This window comes from Streptomyces sp. NPDC001848 (genome assembly GCF_042891915.1).
In the GTDB taxonomy this organism is placed as follows: Bacteria; Actinomycetota; Actinomycetes; order Streptomycetales; family Streptomycetaceae; genus Streptomyces.
This window is the reverse complement of sequence record NZ_JBIATP010000018.1, coordinates 107,557-124,563: the sequence shown is the minus strand read 5'-3', so window position 1 is coordinate 124,563 and position 17,007 is coordinate 107,557. Positions and strand designations below refer to the sequence as shown.

Below are 17,007 nucleotides of genomic sequence, written 5' to 3'. Positions count from 1 at the left end.
CGCGGGTCACCGGATGTTCACACGGCCGGCATGTCGGGCCCGATCCGGCTGCGTACGGCGGTCTGGACCTCGGCCTCCTCGGCGGGATCCGCAGCGAGCCGGCGCAGCCGCTCCACGACACGGGCGTCGCCCGTCTCGGCGAATCGCGCGGCGATCTCACGGGTGGACTCCTCGCAGTCCCAGAGGCATTCGACGGCGAATCCCGAGGCGAAGGAGGGGTCGGTGGCGGCCAGCGCGCGGGCGGCGCGTCCGCGGAGGTGGGAGGACGCGGTCTCACGGTAGACATGGCGCAGGACGGGTGCGGCGCAGGCGATGCCGAGCCGTCCGGCGCCGTCGACGAGGGTCCACAGGGTCGGCGCGTCGGGGCCTTCGCCCCGGACCGCCTCCCGGAGCGCGCCGAGGACCAGGTCGCTGTCCTGGGCACCGCCACGGCAGGCGAGCATGCGCCCCGCGGCGGCTCCGAGGGCGTCGGGGCGGCGGGCCCAGCCCCGTGCCCGGTCCACCGCGGCGATGCTGCGCATGCGTTCGAAGGCGTCCACGGCCGCGTCGACGACGAGCGCGGAACCCGTGGACACGGCATCCTCGATGAGTTCGAGGGCGTCAGGATCGTTGTTGTCGGCGAGGTAGCGCAGGGCCGTCGAGCGGGCTCCGTCGCTGCCCGAGCGGGCCGCCTCGACGATCTCGGCACGGTCCTCGGGTCCGGCGACGGCGGTGAGGCAGCGCGCGGCGGGCACGTGCAGCGCGGCACCGCGTTCGAGGCCCTGCTGGGCCCAGTCGAAGACGGCCTGCACACTCCACCCCGGGCGAGGGCCCTGGGGCCGCAGTTGCCGCTGCCAACGGTCGAAGCAGCCGGTCTCCTGTGCGGCACGCACGCGTGAGGCGATGGATTCGCGGGGGTCGTCGGCCCACAGCCGCCAGGGCCGTGGTTCGAAGGCGTCCCGGACGGCGGCGGCGAGTTCGGCCTCGCCCTCGGGGTCGGCCGGGAAGCGGGCCAGGACGGGAGCGGCCAGGGCACGCAGACCCGCGTCGTCGTCGCGCAGGGCCAGTTCGTCCAGGGCCCAGGCCCAGTTGGTGCCCGAGGCGGCGTACCTGCGCAGGAGTTCGAGCGCGTCGCGCCTGCCGTACGAGGCCAGGTGCCCGAGCACGGCGAGCGCGAGTCCGGTGCGGCACTCGTCCGCGTCGAGGACGTCCTCGGCGCTGAACAGGTGCGCCTCGATGGCGTCCAGCCCGCCGCCCAGGTCGAGGTAGAGCCGGGCGTAGTACAGCGAGCGGTTCTCCACCTGCCAGTCGTGGCGGGGGTCGCGCAGCACACAGTGGTCGAGGGCCGCGAGCGCCTCGGCGCGGGGGGCGGTGAGCGCGTGCAGTGTGCCGTCGCCGCGGCCCCTCTGGAGCAGGCCGAGCAGCGTGCCGCTGGGCGCTATGACCGGTTCGAACATGGGAAACAGCCTCACATCAAGCGTCGACGCAACCGGGGAACACGCATTACCTGGCCGCGTGACAACACGTCGGGGCGCCCGCCGTCTCTTGCTTGCTGAAGACCATCTTCCTCTGCCTCTCGTTGGTGGCCCGTGTGGACCGATCACGGTCCGCGCGGTGCGGCATCACCTGCCCGGCCGTCGCGTCCGTGAATCACGACGTCATGATGACCCGGGCTCTCGCGCTGCCGCGACCTTATTTCGGGCGGTCCGGTACCGCCTCCCCCGTTATCGTCGTTTCCGCTGGTCAGCGTGTTCGGATCAGTGTGCGCCGAACAGTTCGAGCAGGTCCGTCTTGCCGAACATCCTGGCGGTGTCGATCGCCGAGGGCGTGCCCGCGGCCGGGTCGGCGCCGCCGTCGAGGAGGGCCCGGATGACCTCGGCCTCGCCCTTGAAGACGGCTCCGGCGAGCGGTGTCTGGCCTCGGTCGTTGGCCTGGTCGGCCTCCGCGCCGCGTGCGAGCAGGGCCCGGACGGCGTCGGCGTGGCCGTGGTAGGCGGCGAGCATCACCAGGGTGTCGCCGCGGTCGTTGGTGAGGTTGGCCGGAACGCCCGCGTCGACGTATGCCACGAGCGCCTCGGTCTCGCCTCGGCGCGCCAGATCGAAGATCTTGGTCGCGAGCTCCACGACCTCGGGGTCGGGGGCTTCACTCATCGGCCGGACCGCCTCTCCACTACGGCTGCTGGTACTCGTGCCCCATGGGTACCGGGACTGGTGCCCCGTACGGGTGAATCGCCAGGGTACTGGCTTCCGCGCCACATGACCGGCACCGCACCAGGCAAAGATCACGGTGAGCCCGTGGCGGGCGTCAGGGCTGGTCAAGGGATGAAGGCGACTCCGCCGACCGAAGGAAATCCAACGAATTTCACCCAGTTGCACCTTTTATCGTATGGATACATTCTGTGAGCCTGGAAGGACTCATGGTGACTGTCCCCACGAACCAGGAGAGAGCAAATGATTCTGAACATCTCGGGCGTCGTGCTGCTCGGCACCATCGTCTTCCTCTTCTTCCGCAAGGACGGCCTGAAGGGCTCGCACGCGACGGTCTGCTCGCTCTTCGGGTTCTACCTCTCGAGCACCGCCATCGCCCCCAGCATCAAGGCCGGCGGGGCGAGTCTCGCGGGTCTCCTCGGCGGGCTCAACTTCTGACTCGGCCCCCGTCCGCACACACCCTCAGGAGAACGACGTGGCTCGGCGTCCCCTCCCCCGCATTCTGAGCAACGGCAGCGACCGGATCGCCCGGAGCCGGGAGCTGGCGCGGGCGGCGGCCGGCGGCGCCACCGACGTCCTCCACCCGCTGATCACCATCACGCGTGGCCTGCGCCGACTGGCCGCGGCCGGGCGGCGCACGTGGGCGGACACGCCGAAGGACCGGCGGGGACCGCTGCTCTTCCTGGTGGCCTCGGTGATCCTGGTCGTGGCGCTGGTGCCGTACGGGCCGCTGCTCGCCGCCATCACGCTGATGGCGGCGTCGGCCTGGAAGGGCCGTGAAGGCACGCCGACCGCGCCCCCCGGCCCGGACCCTGCGCGGACCAAGCGGCTGCGCGCCCTGTACGAGGCTCTGGTGCCGTACTTCTCGGCCGCCGAGGACCCGGATCCGCTGTACGCGCACGGCGGGGACCTCACCAGGGCCTTCTCCTCCTGCGAGTTCGACGACACGGGCCGCGTCTCCCGCCTCGTCATCCGCTATCCCGCCTACTTCACGGACAGCGAACCCGCATCACGGGCCAAGATCGAACAGCTCCTGCACGCCAAGTCGGGCCGAGGCCGCGAGTACCACTTCGCCTGGGACGAGGAGGGCAACGAACTGACGGTCACCGTGCTGCCTCCCCTGCCCACCGACATCGCCGCGCAGCACTTCGTGACCGCCCCGGGCGAGACGGTCCTCGGCTTCACCGACGCCACCGGCGTCCAGCGCACGCTCCCCCTCACCCACGGCGAGGAGCAGCGCGACGTGCCTCCGGTGCTGTGGCGCACCGGCCCGCGGTGCAGCGAGCCGCACCTGCTGATCGCGGGCACACCCGGCAGCGGCACGACGACGCTGGTCCGCTCCATCGCCCTCCAGGCGCTGCAGTACGGGGACATCCTGATCATCGAAGGCGCCGACACCGGGGAGTACGCGTTCCTGACGGGCCGGGACGGGGTGCTGGCGGTGGAGTCCGGGCTCGCGGGAGCGTCAGCGAGCCTGGAGTGGGCGAACCATGAGACGGAGCGACGGCTGATCGCCGCGAACCGCGCCCGGCAGGCCGGGCACCCCCCGCCGGACGACGTCAGGCGCCCCCTGTGGATTCTGCTGGACCGGCCGACCGTCCTCGGACAGCTCGCCGCCGCCGACGGCCGCGCCGATCCCCAGGCGCTGCTCCAGGTACCGCTGCGGCACGGCCGTGCGGCGAACGTCACGGTCGTGGTAGCCGAGCAGTCGGACGCCCTGGACGGCCTGCCCGACGTGGTGCTGCAGCACACCCGCGCGCGCGTGGTGCTCGGCCCGGCGACCCCAGAGGAGCTGGAGGCGGTGCTCGGCGCGCCGCCGCACACCACCCCCGTCAAGGACGTGCCGCCCGGCCGCGGTTACGCCCGTCTGGGCTCGGGCCCGGTCCACCGCCTCCAGGTACCCGCCGCTCCGGACCCGCACGACGAAACCGCCGACGAACAGCACCGACAGGCGGTCCTCGCCCTGCTGCCCCGCCGCAGCGAACCTGTCGCCTCCAGCACACCGAACGCCTCCGGTGCACCCGTCGACCACGACAAGCCGGCCGCCCGCGGCGCACCGGTCGAGTCGGTCCCGACCGAGGCGCTGGCCGTGGAGGGCTGACCGCGGCCCCGCCCCGGACCCTGATCAGGCCACGAACGTCCGCGGCGCCTCCGTCGGCCCCGACGCGCCCGTCTGGACCAGGCGGGCCGCGGCCGCCAGACGGACCGCCGCCTCCTCCGCCACCGCGCCGCCCACCGTGAACGGCAGTCGTACATAGCCCTCGAACGCGCCGTCCACACCGAAGCGCGGCCCTGACGGCACCCGGACACCGACCCGCTCCCCGGCCTCCGCGAGTCGGGAGCCCGACAGGCCACCGGTGCGCACCCACAGTGTCAGGCCGCCCTGCGGCACCGAGAACTCCCACGTCGGCAGCTCCTTGCGCACCGCGGCCACCAGGGCGTCCCGGTTCTCCCGGGCCTGGCCGCGCCGCAGGTCCACCGCCTGCTCCCAACCGCCCGTGCTCAGCAGCCAGTTCACGGCCAGCTGCTCCAGGACCGGGGTGCCCAGGTCGGCGTAGGCACGGGCCGCGACAAGGCTGCGGATGACATCGGGGGCGGCCCGGACCCAGCCGATGCGCATGCCGGCCCAGAACGCCTTGCTCGCCGAGCCGACGGTGATGACGGTGGAGCCCGCCGGGTCGAAGGTGCTCACCGGGCGCGGCATCTCGAGCCCGTCCTCCAGGTACAGCTCGCTCATCGTCTCGTCGACGACCAGCACCGTCCCGGCGGAGCGGGCCGCCTCCACCAGGCGCCGGCGCTGGTCCTCGTCGGCGAGCGCGCCCGTCGGATTGTGGAAGTCGGCGACGACGTAGGCGAGCCGCGGCGCGGCCTCGCGCAGCACCTGGCGCCAGCGGTCCAGGTCCCAGCCGCGGAGCCCTTCGGCCATGGCAACGGGGACGAGTCGGGCGCCCGCCTCCCGCATCAGCTGCAGGATGTTGGCGTACGACGGCGACTCGACGGCGATCCGTTCCCCGCGCCCGGCGAACAGATGGCAGATCGCGTCGATCGCCCCCATGGCGCCGGTGGTCACCATGATCTGCTCGGGCATGGTCGGGATGCCGCGCGCCGTGTAGCGGTCGGCGAGCATGGCGCGCAACGCGGGCAGGCCCGCCGGGTAGTCGCCGTGCGTGTGCGCGTACGGCGGCAGTTCCTCGAGGGCGCCCTGCACGGCACGGGTGAGCCAGGGCTCGGGCGCGGGCAGTGCGGCACAGCCCAGGTCGATCATCGAGCCGAGCGCCTCGGGCGGGAGGGGTTCGAGACCGCGCGCCGGCAGCGGGTTCCCGGCCGGTACGGCGGTCCAGCTGCCCGCTCCCCGGCGGGACTCCAGGAACCCCTCGGCGCGCAGCGCCTCGTACGCGGCCGCGACCGTGGTGCGGCTCACCGACAGGGCGAGCGCGAGTTCCCGCTCGGCGGGCAGCCGGGCGGCGACCGGTACCCGGCCCTCCAGCACGAGCAGCCGGATGCCGTCCGCGAGCGCCCGATAGGCGGGCGGGCGGCGGCTGCCGGGGCCCGCGGGACGGTCCTGCTGGGAGGTGAGCAGCCTGGCCAGCTGTGCCACGCCCACCGCAGAGGTCCACTGCGCCATGATCCCAGTCCACCTTCCCGGAATTGGCCATGGATGGCTTGTCTTTTCAAGCCACAGAGTGACATGCGTCAGTCCACCACCGCCACAGGGGGGCACGTTTTGTCTGCCGAATCGCCGAGCGACCCGTCCATTGACACGTCCATGAGGAGCCGTCTCGGGCGGCGGCTGCTCCAGCTCTACGCCGGTCTCGCCCTCTACGGCGCGAGCTCCGCCCTCCTGGTGAAGGCGGGTCTAGGCCTCGAGCCGTGGAACGTCCTGCACCAGGGGCTGTCCGAGCTCACCGGGCTGAGCATGGGCGTCGTACTGACGATCGTGGGCGCGACCGTCCTGCTGCTGTGGATCCCTCTCAGGCAGCGCCCGGGGCTCGGCACCGTCTCCAACGTCCTGGTGATCGGTTTCGCCATGGACGCCACCCTGGCCGGTCTCCCGGAGGTGCGCTCACTGGCCGTCCGCGTGCCCCTTCTGGTCGCGGGCGTGGTGCTGAACGGCGTGGCCACCGGCCTCTACATCGCCGCCGACTTCGGTCCCGGTCCGCGCGACGGCCTGATGACCGGGCTGAACCGGCGCACGGGCCGCTCGATCCGGCTGCTCCGCACCGCCGTGGAGATCACCGTCGTCGCGACCGGTTTCGCCCTCGGCGGCACCGTCGGGATCGGCACCGTCGTGTACGCGCTGTCCATCGGACCGCTCGCCCAGTTCTTCCTGCGCGTGTTCGCCGTCCCCACGGCATCGGGGCGCAGCACGGTCGTTGCCACGGGGCAACCGGAACGCGCGATACTGCGTCGGTGACCACCCTCGTACGCCACCCGTACCTCGACCATCCCGGCCCGATCGCCTTCGCCCACCGGGGCGGGGCGGCCCAGGGGCTGGAGAACACCATGGCGCAGTTCCGGCGCGCGGTGGCGGCGGGCTACCGCTATATCGAGACGGACGTGCACGCCACGGCCGACGGCAAGCTGGTGGCGCTCCACGACGCGACCCTGGACCGGGTGACCGACGGTGCGGGCCGGATCGCCGACCTGCCGTGGGAGGACGTGCGGCACGCCCGCGTGGCGGGCAAGGAGCCGATCCCCCTGTTCGAGGAGGTGCTGGAGGAGCTCCCCGGCGTTCGCTGGAACGTGGACGTCAAGGCGGAGCCGGCGCTGCTCCCCCTGCTGGACCTGATCGAGCGCACCGACACCTGGGACCGGATCTGCGTCGGCTCGTTCTCCGAGGCGCGCGTCGTGCGTGCCCAGCGCCTGGCCGGGCCGCGCCTGGCGACGTCGTACGGCACCCGGGGTGTCCTCGGCCTGCGGCTGCGCTCCTGGGGGATACCGGCGGTGGTGCGCCGCTCCGCGGTCGCCGCCCAGGTGCCGGAGTTCCACTCGGGCGTCCCCGTGGTCGATCACCGCTTCGTGCGCACCGCCCACGCGCTGGGACTGCAGGTGCACGTGTGGACGGTCAACGAACCCGATCGCATGCACCGGCTCCTCGACCTGGGAGTGGATGGCATCATGACCGATCACATCGACACACTGCGCAAGGTCCTCGAGGAGCGAGGCACCTGGGCCTGAACGCCGCGCGCACGATCACGTTCCACGGGGAAGCGAGGGCACGGGTGGGCACCGACACCGTGCGGACACAGGCCGGCGACCAGGCCGCCGAGCGGCGGCGCGAACAACACGGCTGGTACTTCTACGACTGGGCGTGCTCGGTCTATTCGACGAGCGTGCTGACCGTGTTCCTCGGCCCCTACCTCACCTCGGTGGCCAAGTCGGCGGCGGACGCGGACGGTTATGTGCACCCGCTGGGCGTTCCGGTGAGCGCGGGCTCGTTCTTCGCGTACTGCGTCTCCGCCTCGGTCGTCGTGGCGATTCTCGTGATGCCGCTCGCGGGCGCGGCGGCCGACCGCACCGGCCGCAGGAAGCCGCTGCTCGCTCTGTGCGCGTACCTGGGCGCCTCGGCCACGGCGGGACTGTTCTTCCTGGACGGCGACCGGTATCTGCTCGGTGGCCTGCTGCTGATCGTCGCGAACGCGTCGGTGGCCGTCTCGATGGTGGTCTACAACTCCTATCTGCCGCTGATCGCCCCGCCCGAGGAGCGGGACACGGTCTCCTCGCGCGGCTGGGCCTTCGGCTACGCGGCCGGTTCGCTGGTCCTGGTCGCGAACCTGGTCCTGTTCACGGCCCACGGCTCCTTCGGCCTCTCGGAGTCGGCGGCGGTCCGGATCTGCCTGGCCTCCGCGGGCCTGTGGTGGGGCGCCTTCACGCTGATCCCGCTCCGGCGCCTGCGCGACCGCCGTACGACGTCCACGGCTGCTGCGGCGCACGGCTGGCGGCAACTGGCCGCCACGGTCCGGGACATGCGCCGCACCCCGCTGACCCTCGCCTTCCTGCTGGCCTACCTCATCTACAACGACGGCATCCAGACGGTGATCTCACAGGCATCGGTGTACGGCAGCCAGGAGCTGGGCCTCAGCCAGTCCACGCTGATCACCGCCGTGCTGCTGGTGCAGGTACTGGCGGTGGGCGGCGCGCTGGGCATGGGCCGCCTGGCCCGGACGTACGGCGCCAAGCACACGATCCTCGGCTCGCTGATCGCCTGGACGGCGACACTCGCCGCAGGCTACTTCCTGCCCGCGGGCGCGCCGACCGGGTTCTTCGCGCTGGCGGCCTGTATCGGGCTGGTCCTCGGCGGCAGCCAGGCGCTGTCCCGGTCCTTGTTCTCCCATCTGGTGCCGCCCGGCAAGGAGGCCGAGTACTTCTCCGCGTACGAGATGAGCGACCGCGGCATGAGCTGGCTGGGCCCGCTGCTGTTCGGGATCACCTACCAGCTGTCGGGCAGCTACCGTGACGCGATCATCTCACTGGTGGCGTTCTTCGCCCTCGGATTCGTGCTGCTGGCTCGGGTTCCGGTACGCGAGGCGGTGCGCGACGCGGGCAATCCGGTTCCCGAGAGGATTTAGCGTCCGAGCGCAAAGGGCGGTAGTGTACGCGTTTGGCCTGCCAGGCGTACCGTTACTGCGCGTCAAAGGAGCCGAAACGCTGGGTGACATCTGCTAGCAGATGTGACAAACCGGGCGCCGGTGGGTACAACAAGGGGCGGCTACGACGGCGACGCATGACCCGGAACGGGACTCGGAACGGGAATCTTTACCGCCGACCGGACGTTGACCGGATGACGACGACAGCGACACCTGTCCTGTGGGCGACAAGCCCGGGAGGCACGATTCATGAGTGAGCGAGCTCTTCGCGGCACGCGCCTCGTGGTGACCAGCTACGAGACGGACCGCGGCATCGACCTGGCTCCACGCCAGGCCGTGGAGTACGCATGCGAGAAGGGGCACCGTTTCGAGATGCCCTTCTCGGTCGAGGCGGAGATCCCGCCGGAGTGGGAGTGCAAGGTCTGCGGCGCCCAGGCGCTCCTGGTGGACGGCGACGGTCCGGAGGAGAAGAAGGCGAAGCCGGCGCGTACGCACTGGGACATGCTGATGGAGCGGCGCACCCGTGAGGAGCTCGAAGAGGTCCTCGAGGAGCGTCTCGCGGTTCTGCGGTCCGGGGCGATGAACATCGCGGTGCATCCGCGGGACAGCCGCAAGTCCGCGTAGTCCCTCCGGGGGTTCGGCGGGAAACTGCGCGCCAGGTATCGGTGGGTGCCGTACGTCTTGTTGACGTACGGCACCCACTGTTTTTGTTCTCGGGTGCGCCTCGTGAGAGGCCGGGCGGACTGGTTTCGGCGCGACTGGGATGAAAGAAAGTCACCGGGTCAGGGGCGGACGGGTCTCCCCCGAGGTGTCCGCGGGCTCGTCCCGGATGACCTCCCCCGGCACGATCTTCCCGTCGGGGCGGTGTATACGAGCCTGCTGGAAAGCGTCACCGAGGCCGCCGTACGGGGACCGGCGGAGTGTGCGGTCGACCGCGCGCTCCGCGTACCGGCCGACCGCCTTCTGGACCGGCGGGAGCAGGAGCAGCAGCCCCACCACGTCGGAGATCAGGCCAGGCAGCATCAGCAGCAGGCCGCCGAGCATCATCAGGCCGTTGCCCTCGGTCCTCGACGGGGAGCCGCCCGTGCGCAGCGCCTCGTTCAGGTTCCGGAAGGCGCGGCGGCCCGCTCGCTTGATGACCACGGAGCCGAGCACCAGGCCGGCGACCAGCAGCAGGAACACCGTGAACCCGCTCGTCGCACCGGCGACCACGGTCAGCAGCCAGATCTCGAGCACCAGCCAGGCCGCCACGCCGAGCGGCAGGAAGGTGCGCAGCCGGGAACGCCGGGGCCGGGTCGCGGTGTGGGGAGAGGTCGAAGCGCCAGTCGTCATGCTCCCAGTGTGCCCGGACCCGGCTCAGAGCGGGATAAGGGGCGATCAGCGGCGTCCGTGACGCCGCCGACCCCTACCGGCGCGTCTTGCTGCTCCGACCCAGGACCTTGCCGATGCGCTCCTTGGCGCCCCACGCCGTGACGCGCCACAGCGCCTCCACGACGATGTTGCGGCTCATCTTGGAGTCGCCGAGCTCGCGCTCCACGAACGTGATCGGCACCTCGACGACGTGGAACCCGGCCTTGACCGCGCGGCGCGCCAGGTCGACCTGGAAGCAGTAGCCCTGCGAGGCCACCTCGTCGAGGCCCAGGCCCTCGAGGGTCTCGCGGCGGAAGGCGCGGTAGCCACCGGTGATGTCGCGGAGCGACAGGCCGAGGGCGAGGCGCGAGTAGAGGCTGCCGCCGCGGGAGATGAACTGGCGGGACTTGGGCCAGTTCACGGTCCGTCCGCCCGGTACCCACCGGGAGCCGAGGACCAGGTCGGCGCTCTTGAGCGCGGTCAGCAGGCGCGGCAGCTCCTCCGGCTGGTGGGAGCCGTCGGCGTCCATCTCGACCAGAACGCCGTAGTCGCGCTCCAGGCCCCAGCGGAAGCCGGCGAGGTACGCGGCGCCCAGCCCTTCCTTGCCCTTGCGGTGCATGACGTGGACGTGGTCGTCCTCGGCCGCGAGTTCGTCCGCCAGCTTGCCGGTGCCGTCGGGGCTGTTGTCGTCGGCCACGAGGACATGCGCCTCGGGCACCGCCGACCGTACTCGGCCGACGATCGTCTTGATGTTCTCCGCCTCGTTGTAGGTCGGAATGATCACCAAGGCGGTGCCGAGCGGACCGAACTGCTTGCCCTGGGCTGCTGCCCCGAGGGTCCCGTCGCCGTGGTTCACTGCTGCCCCTTCACATCCGTACGCAGAGGTCCACCATAGTGGCCGCGGCAAGGGCCATCGCGACAGCACGGTCGTATGGGGGTGTCGATTGCACAAGAGTCGGGTAAGAGTCCCTTTCACGCCTTCGTGCGTTCCGGCCGGTCGCACCGGCACCCACACTGTTGTGAAGCCGGGTCCGGTGCCGCCACGGCCCGGCCGGCTGCGGATCGGGGCCCGGCGCCCTTCGGGCCGACCTGGGACCCGCTGGCTGCGGATCGACCGAAAGCCGTTGTCTACTGGACGTCCGGGCCCCACCCGGGTCACACCCTGCCGACCGAACGGAACGTTGCCCTCGCCGTGGCGCGGGCGCTGAGCCTGGCTCCCAGTGGTGATGCGCCGGCGCGGCACACCATCCCTGACCCAGCGGCGCTCGGGCGACTGCGCGGAGGTTCCCCGGCCGGACGTTTCTGTGGTGGACGCGGCCGAACCTACCGGCCCTCCGCGCCTGGCTGTCAATAGCAGCCCCACCTGCGGTTCTTCGGCGAATGGCCTGATCGGAGCGGAGGATACGCAGGTCGCGCGACGCGGTTCCGGCGGGGCGTCCCCGGCGCGCCACCCCGGGAGATCACTCGCCCGGCCGTACGAACACGGTCCGGCCGCCGACCACGGTGCGCAGGCAGACGGGGAGGTCGGTGCCAGGAGTCAGATCGGGCAGTCCGGGGGTGCCCGAGCGGGGGTCGGTGGACCAGCGGGCCACCCGGTCGTCGGGCGCCTGGACGACGAGTGCGTCGGCGCGCCACACGGCGTAGTCCGCGGGGGCGCCCGGCACCAGAACGCCTGCGTCGTCCCGTCCGATCGCCCGCCAGCCGCCGCGCGTGTGCGCGGTGAACGCGGCGCGTACGGAGACCCCGTGCCCGGGGGTGCGGTGGAACGCCGCGGCACGGACCGTGCCCCATGGGTCGAGAGGGGTCACCGGGCTGTCCGAACCGAACGCCAGCGGCACGCCGGCGCGCAGCAGGTCCGCGAACGGGTTCAGCGTGCGGGCCCGTGCGACGCCGAGGCGCTCGGCGTACATGCCGTCCTCGCCGCCCCACAGCGCGTCGAAGGCGGGCTGGACGGAGGCGGTCAGGCCCAGTTCGGCGAAGGCCGCGATGGTCTCGGGCGTGAGCATCTCGACGTGCTCGACCCGGTGGCGGGCGGCTCGGATCCGGGCCAGGCCCACCTTCTCGGCGGCGGCGCGCACCCCTTCCACCACGGCGGTGACGGCGGCGTCGCCGATGGCGTGGAACCCCGCCTGCAGCCCGGCCTCGGTGCACGCGACGACATGCGCGGCGACCTCGCCGGCATCCAAGTAGGCGGTGCCGGTGTGGGCGGCATCCGCGTACGGCTCGTGCAAACAGGCGGTGTGCGAGCCGAGGGCGCCGTCGACGAAGAGGTCGCCCGCGGCGCCGAGCGCGCCCAGCTGCCGGGCCTTGGTGACGTCCTGATCGGCCCAGTAGCCGACGACGCGCGGCCCGGGCTCCTCGGCGGCGAGACGCAGCAGCCCGGTGAAGTCGTCCTCGGCGGAGATCTCCGGGCCCCCGCACTCGTGCAGCGAGCCGATGCCGAGGGAGGCGGCGTGGGCGAGGGCGGCGCGCTGGGCCTCGGTGCGCTGGGCGGGGGTGACCGCGGCGAACGCGGCGGCCCGCACGGCGTGGTGGGCGTCGCGGGTCAGCGGCTCGCCGTCCGTGAAGCCGGCCTTGTCCCGCAGGCCCGGGGTGAGGTCCAGCAGGGCGGTGGTGACGACGGCCGAGTGGACGTCGATGCGGCTGAGATAGAGGGGACGGCCGCCGGTGGCCTCGTCGAGTTCCTCCCGTCGGGGCGCCCGCCGTTCGGGCCAGCGTGCCGCGTCCCAGCCGTGGCCGAGCAGCACCCTGTCGTCCGGCCGGGCGGCGGCGAAGTCCCGTACGCGGGCGAGGGCGGCCGTCAGGGACGGGGCACCGGACAGGTCGAGGCCGGTGAGCGCGAGGCCGGTGGCAGTGGTGTGCACGTGTGCGTCGGTGAACGCCGGAGTGACCAGGGCACCGTCGAGGTCGATCACCTCGTCGACGCCGTCCGCGAAAGCGTCGGCCGCGCCCTCGGAACCGACCCAGGCGACATGTCCCGCCTCCACGACCATCGCGGTGGCGAAGGGATCGGCGGGGCTGTGGACCTCTCCGCGGTGCAGGAGGACGGTCTTCGGCTCGGTGGTGCGCTCACTCATGGGCACCAGTGTCGCCCCTGGCTCAGGACACCCCGCACGGAGGTCGATCAGATCCGCGGTGGTCGTGCCTCGTACGGGGTGGACAGGACCACGGTGGTGCGCGTCGACACCCCCGCGAGGGTGCGCAGCCGGGCGAGCAGCTCCTCCAGTTCGTGCGGCGTGGCCACGCGCACCTTGAGGATGTAGTTCTCGTCGCCCGCGACGCTGTGGCAGGCCTCGATCTCCGGGACGCCCGCGAGGCGTTCGGCGATGTCGTCGGGGGCGCTGGGGTCGAACGGCTTCACCGAGATGAAGGCGGTCAACGGCAGGCCGACGGCCTCCGGGTCGACGACGGCGGCATACCCGCGGATGACGCCCCGCTGCTCCAGCCGGCGCACCCGCTGGTGCACGGCCGACGTGGACAGGCCCGTGGCCTTGCCCAGGTCGGTGTAGCTCATCCGCCCGTCCTTGACGAGCAGCTGCACGATCTGTCGGTCCAGCTCCTCCATGGCGCTAGAACCTACAGTGCGCTCTGACCCTGCGGATACCTCAGCAGCCCAGGTCATGCCCGGTTTGTGATGTTGGAGAGCGCCGTCCCTGCGCCGCGCGGGTGAGCCGCGGCCGCGCCGGGCATCTGCGAGTGGCATGTGACGAACGCCACAGCGTCCGGCCAGGCTTCGTGATGTTCCCGTGATTACCCGGGAGACGGGACGGGAAGTGCTTGCTGTGGTCGAGGCCGCAGTGCCTTTACCGGCCCAGCCCGAGGGGGAGAAACCCATGCAGAATCTCAAGCGCCCTGGTCGTGCCCTGCTCAAGCGGCAGCAGCCGGACATCGAGCCCGAGCCGGAGGGCGTCGAACCCGCCGACGACGAGTTCGACGCGTACGACACCTTCGAGATGTACCGGGTGATCTGCCCGGACTGCGCGCAGCCCATCGCGCTCCTGGCGGACGAGGAGGTCCTGCCCGAGCACGCGCTGTGCGCCTCGCCGTGGAACCCGTTCGGCCTCACGGTCTGCTCCGGCACCGGCCGTGCGGCGGCCGACGCCCGCCCCGCGGACGAGTCCGTGGAGCCGCAGGAGCAGGACACCGCCCTGCTGCTGACCCTCCCTCAGGGACTCGACTGGCGCACGCAGCCGTTCTCGCACGTCGGCGGCCCGGGCTCACGCCCGCTGCGCCTGGCGACCCTGCGCCGCCAGGCCGCCTGACACTCCGCGAGCGTCGCCCCGCGCCCCTGCCCGCACGGCACGGCACGGGCGCAGGACAGTTGCCGAGTACCGCGCCCGTGATCGGTGCACCCCCATGGCCGCCCCGCCGGGGGGGAGCACCGGTTCCCCGGTCGGCCCTGCGCGGAACTCACGCTCGATTAGCGGGGTCGGTGACCTCGGCGGGCGTCGGGGCGTTGCTCCGTGCATGAGCCCCACATATTCGGCGACCGGGCCCCGGCGGCCGGTGTTCGTTCCGGTTCCGGCGGCGTCGCTGGCGCCGCCGCAGCCGCAGGATCCGCCCATCTACCGCACGCTGATGCGCATCTGGGCCGACCGCGGGCGCACACTCCCAGGGCGCCACGACCCGGAGTGGGTACGCCTCGCGGCGCCCCCGGCCGGCCCGCGTCGGCTCGCGGCGGGCGAGGAGTCGTTCAGCGGGACTCGGGACCAGCGAGGTGACGGGCGATGACCATGCGCTGGATCTGGTTCGTGCCCTCGACGATCTGCAGCGCCTTGGCCTCGCGCATGTAGCGCTCGACCGGGAAGTCCACGGTGTAGCCGTACCCGCCGAGCACCTGGACGGCGTCGGTGGTGACCTTCATGGCGGTGTCGGTGCAGTGCAGCTTGGCCATGGCAGCCTGCTTGGCGAACGGCCGCCCGGCGTCGCGCAGCCGTGCCGCCGCCAGGTAGAGCGCCCGGCCGGCCTCGATCTGCGTCGCCATGTCGGCGAGCAGGAAGCGCAGCCCTTCGAAGTCCGCGATCGGCCGTCCGAACTGACGCCGCTCGGTGGCGTAGGCGACGGCCTCGTCGAGCGCCGCCTGGGCCACGCCGATGGCACAGGCGGCGATCCCGAGCCGCCCGGAGTCGAGTGCGGACAGCGCGATCGCGAAGCCCTGTCCCTCGTCGCCGATGCGCCGCTCCTCGGGCACGCGCACCCCGTCGAAATGGACCTGCGCGGTGGGCGACCCCTTCATACCCATCTTCTTCTCGGGCGCCGCGGCACCGAGCCCCTCGGCGTCGCCGGGCACCAGGAACGCGGTGATCCCGCGGGGGCCTTCCTCGCCGGTGCGCGCCATCACCGTGTAGAAGTCGGCGATCCCGCCGTGAGTGATCCATGCCTTGGTGCCGTTGATCACCCACTGGTCGCCGTCCCGGACCGCCTTCGTCCGCAGGGACGCGGCATCCGACCCGGACGACGGCTCGGAGAGGCAGTAGGCGCCCAGCAGGCCGCCGCCGAGCATCGCGGGCAGGTGTTCCAGTTGTTGCTCCTTGGTGCCGTAGTACGCCAGGGCGTGGCAGGCCAGGGTGTGGACGCTGACACCGAGGCCGACGGTGAGACGGGCCGCGGCCAGCTCCTCGAGGACCTGGAGGTACACCTCGTAGGGCTGGTCACCACCGCCGTACTCGGAGCCGTACGGCAGGCCGAGCAGTCCGGAGTCGGAGAGCAGGCGGAAGGTCTCGCGCGGGAAGCGCCCGGAGTGCTCCTCCTCGGCCGCCTTCGGGGCGATCTCGCGCTGCGCGATGTCGCGGACGAGCGAGATCAGATCCCGGGCCTCGTCCGTGGGCAGTTGTCGGTCCACCGGCTGCGGGGCGCGGTCGGGCATGGCGACGCTCTCCTCCCTCTTGGGAACATCGACGGACATGCGCCTTGGGTGGGGCGGCGCCGCCGGGTCTCACTGGGCCTGGCCGATGCTCGCCGCTCCGGGTCACGGAGGCGGCTGACCAGCGGTTGTGGCGCTTGGAGTATGCCCGATCGGAGGCATGACGTCACCGGTTAACGACCGCTTACTTCAAGAAAGCGGATGCCGTGCCGCGACATGATCCACATCGGAAGGAGGGACTGGGGCGAAAGCATCGAACGGCGGTCCGTGCGGGCGGGAGCGCGGCTTCCCTTCCCGGTGCGGTCAGGTCGGCCGGCGGGCCCCGGTGCGGTCAGGTCGGCCGGCGGGCCGGAGGCGGGGCCGTGTACGCGGGTTCCAGTTCCTCGATCGCCCGCAGGGTGCCGCCCAGCGTCTTCGTGAGCAGGTCGCACATCGTGTCCCGGGACAGCACCGGGCGGTCGACCCAGTCGAGGGTCATGCCCTCCACGCCGCACACCCAGCCGAGCAACCCCGTGCGCACCAGCGGGGCGATGTCGCGCCGCCCGTACGCGCCCTCGGCGATGGTGGTGACGATCGCCTCGCGCACCCCGTCCCGGATGGCGTGCACCTGTGCGTCGAAGCCCACGCCGCCGCTGACGATCGTGCGGTAGGCGGCCTGGTTGTGTTCGGCGTAGCGCAGATAGCGGTCGATGGTGCGGTACACCCGTTCCACCGGCGGCAGGTCCAGGCCGGCGGCAGCGGACGTCACGAGGTCGGCCACCGAATCCTCGACAATGGCGAGGTAATAGCCTCGTTTCGATTTGAAGTAATAGTAGATGAGCCCTTTCGCCACTTGGGCATGGCGCGCGATGTCGTCCATCGACAGCGCGTCGTAGGACGTGTCGGCGAATAACTTCCGTCCAGTGGCGATGAGTTCGGCGCGACGCGCCAGGGAGCGATCGGTGCCGCGCGCCTGAGGGCGCACGGCACCTCGCTGTTGACTGCTTTTCAATTTCGGCCCAAGTCTCCAACTGCCGGCGGG

At 72.0% G+C, this 17,007-nt stretch carries 17 protein-coding genes; 8 read left to right on the top strand and 9 right to left on the bottom strand.

The genetic code is table 11. The features are described from left to right. Positions 1–17: 17 nt before the first annotated feature. Together ACFYZJ_RS31880 and ACFYZJ_RS31875 are read right to left on the bottom strand one after the other, a co-directional pair. On the bottom strand, positions 18–1,436 hold the full coding sequence (locus ACFYZJ_RS31880; protein ID WP_388573735.1) for a HEAT repeat domain-containing protein: 1,419 nt from the start codon (positions 1,434–1,436) through the stop codon (positions 18–20). A 300-nt stretch (positions 1,437–1,736) separates the two neighbouring features. After that, positions 1,737–2,129, bottom strand: coding sequence for an ankyrin repeat domain-containing protein (locus tag ACFYZJ_RS31875; RefSeq protein ID WP_388573733.1), 393 nt, complete (start codon positions 2,127–2,129; stop codon positions 1,737–1,739). A gap of 300 nt (positions 2,130–2,429) precedes the next feature. Between ACFYZJ_RS31875 and ACFYZJ_RS31870 the strand changes: the two genes are divergently transcribed. Together ACFYZJ_RS31870 and ACFYZJ_RS31865 are read left to right on the top strand one after the other, a co-directional pair. Then, entirely contained in the window at positions 2,430–2,624 is a 195-nt protein-coding gene (locus tag ACFYZJ_RS31870) for a hypothetical protein (protein WP_103842281.1), read from the top strand. 37 nt (positions 2,625–2,661) lie between these two features. After that, on the top strand, positions 2,662–4,287 hold the full coding sequence (locus ACFYZJ_RS31865) for a hypothetical protein (RefSeq protein ID WP_388573731.1): 1,626 nt from the start codon (positions 2,662–2,664) through the stop codon (positions 4,285–4,287). A gap of 24 nt (positions 4,288–4,311) precedes the next feature. Here the strand turns inward: ACFYZJ_RS31865 and ACFYZJ_RS31860 are convergent, their stop codons facing one another. Further along, positions 4,312–5,811: a PLP-dependent aminotransferase family protein gene (locus ACFYZJ_RS31860; protein WP_388573729.1), complete on the bottom strand. Its 1,500-nt coding sequence runs from the start codon at positions 5,809–5,811 to the stop codon at positions 4,312–4,314. 63 nt (positions 5,812–5,874) lie between these two features. Between ACFYZJ_RS31860 and ACFYZJ_RS31855 the strand changes: the two genes are divergently transcribed. The 4 genes from ACFYZJ_RS31855 (at position 5,875) to ACFYZJ_RS31840 (ending at position 9,397) form a co-directional block, all read left to right on the top strand. Then, the gene (locus ACFYZJ_RS31855) at positions 5,875–6,600 is read left to right on the top strand and encodes a YitT family protein (protein WP_388573727.1); all 726 of its coding nucleotides are present in this window, start codon (positions 5,875–5,877) and stop codon (positions 6,598–6,600) included. After that, complete coding sequence (locus ACFYZJ_RS31850; RefSeq protein WP_388573725.1) at positions 6,597–7,364, top strand: glycerophosphodiester phosphodiesterase; 768 nt, start codon at positions 6,597–6,599, stop codon at positions 7,362–7,364. The genes ACFYZJ_RS31855 and ACFYZJ_RS31850 overlap by 4 nt, the downstream gene beginning before the upstream one ends. A gap of 44 nt (positions 7,365–7,408) precedes the next feature. Then, a complete protein-coding gene (locus ACFYZJ_RS31845; RefSeq protein ID WP_388573723.1) occupies positions 7,409–8,755 on the top strand; it encodes an MFS transporter in 1,347 nt (448 codons plus the stop codon). A gap of 267 nt (positions 8,756–9,022) precedes the next feature. Continuing rightward, positions 9,023–9,397, top strand: coding sequence for an RNA polymerase-binding protein RbpA (locus tag ACFYZJ_RS31840; protein ID WP_003977404.1), 375 nt, complete (start codon positions 9,023–9,025; stop codon positions 9,395–9,397). A gap of 150 nt (positions 9,398–9,547) precedes the next feature. Here the strand turns inward: ACFYZJ_RS31840 and fxsA are convergent, their stop codons facing one another. The 4 genes from fxsA to ACFYZJ_RS31820 form a co-directional block, all read right to left on the bottom strand. Next, the gene (fxsA, locus tag ACFYZJ_RS31835) at positions 9,548–10,105 is read right to left on the bottom strand and encodes an FxsA family membrane protein (protein ID WP_388573721.1); all 558 of its coding nucleotides are present in this window, start codon (positions 10,103–10,105) and stop codon (positions 9,548–9,550) included. A gap of 73 nt (positions 10,106–10,178) precedes the next feature. Beyond that, positions 10,179–10,979: a polyprenol monophosphomannose synthase gene (locus tag ACFYZJ_RS31830; RefSeq protein ID WP_388573719.1), complete on the bottom strand. Its 801-nt coding sequence runs from the start codon at positions 10,977–10,979 to the stop codon at positions 10,179–10,181. A gap of 604 nt (positions 10,980–11,583) precedes the next feature. Then, the gene (locus ACFYZJ_RS31825) at positions 11,584–13,200 is read right to left on the bottom strand and encodes an amidohydrolase (protein WP_388573717.1); all 1,617 of its coding nucleotides are present in this window, start codon (positions 13,198–13,200) and stop codon (positions 11,584–11,586) included. 47 nt (positions 13,201–13,247) lie between these two features. Next, positions 13,248–13,688, bottom strand: a complete 441-nt coding sequence (locus tag ACFYZJ_RS31820; protein WP_103842293.1) for an Lrp/AsnC family transcriptional regulator — start codon at positions 13,686–13,688, stop codon at positions 13,248–13,250. Between the two features lie 268 nt (positions 13,689–13,956). Here ACFYZJ_RS31820 and ACFYZJ_RS31815 point away from each other — a divergent pair, with 268 nt between their 5' ends. Both ACFYZJ_RS31815 and ACFYZJ_RS31810 read left to right on the top strand, forming a co-directional pair. After that, the gene (locus tag ACFYZJ_RS31815; protein WP_388573715.1) at positions 13,957–14,385 is read left to right on the top strand and encodes a hypothetical protein; all 429 of its coding nucleotides are present in this window, start codon (positions 13,957–13,959) and stop codon (positions 14,383–14,385) included. A gap of 205 nt (positions 14,386–14,590) precedes the next feature. Then, complete coding sequence (locus tag ACFYZJ_RS31810) at positions 14,591–14,854, top strand: hypothetical protein (protein WP_388573713.1); 264 nt, start codon at positions 14,591–14,593, stop codon at positions 14,852–14,854. Here ACFYZJ_RS31810 and ACFYZJ_RS31805 read toward each other — a convergent pair. Together ACFYZJ_RS31805 and ACFYZJ_RS31800 are read right to left on the bottom strand one after the other, a co-directional pair. After that, positions 14,817–15,989 (bottom strand): acyl-CoA dehydrogenase family protein, encoded by a 1,173-nt coding sequence (locus ACFYZJ_RS31805; RefSeq protein WP_388573805.1) that lies wholly within the window; start codon positions 15,987–15,989, stop codon positions 14,817–14,819. The two genes, ACFYZJ_RS31810 and ACFYZJ_RS31805, sit on opposite strands and share 38 nt — an antisense overlap. A gap of 328 nt (positions 15,990–16,317) precedes the next feature. Then, on the bottom strand, positions 16,318–16,977 hold the full coding sequence (locus ACFYZJ_RS31800; RefSeq protein WP_388573711.1) for a TetR/AcrR family transcriptional regulator: 660 nt from the start codon (positions 16,975–16,977) through the stop codon (positions 16,318–16,320). Positions 16,978–17,007: the final 30 nt, after the last annotated feature.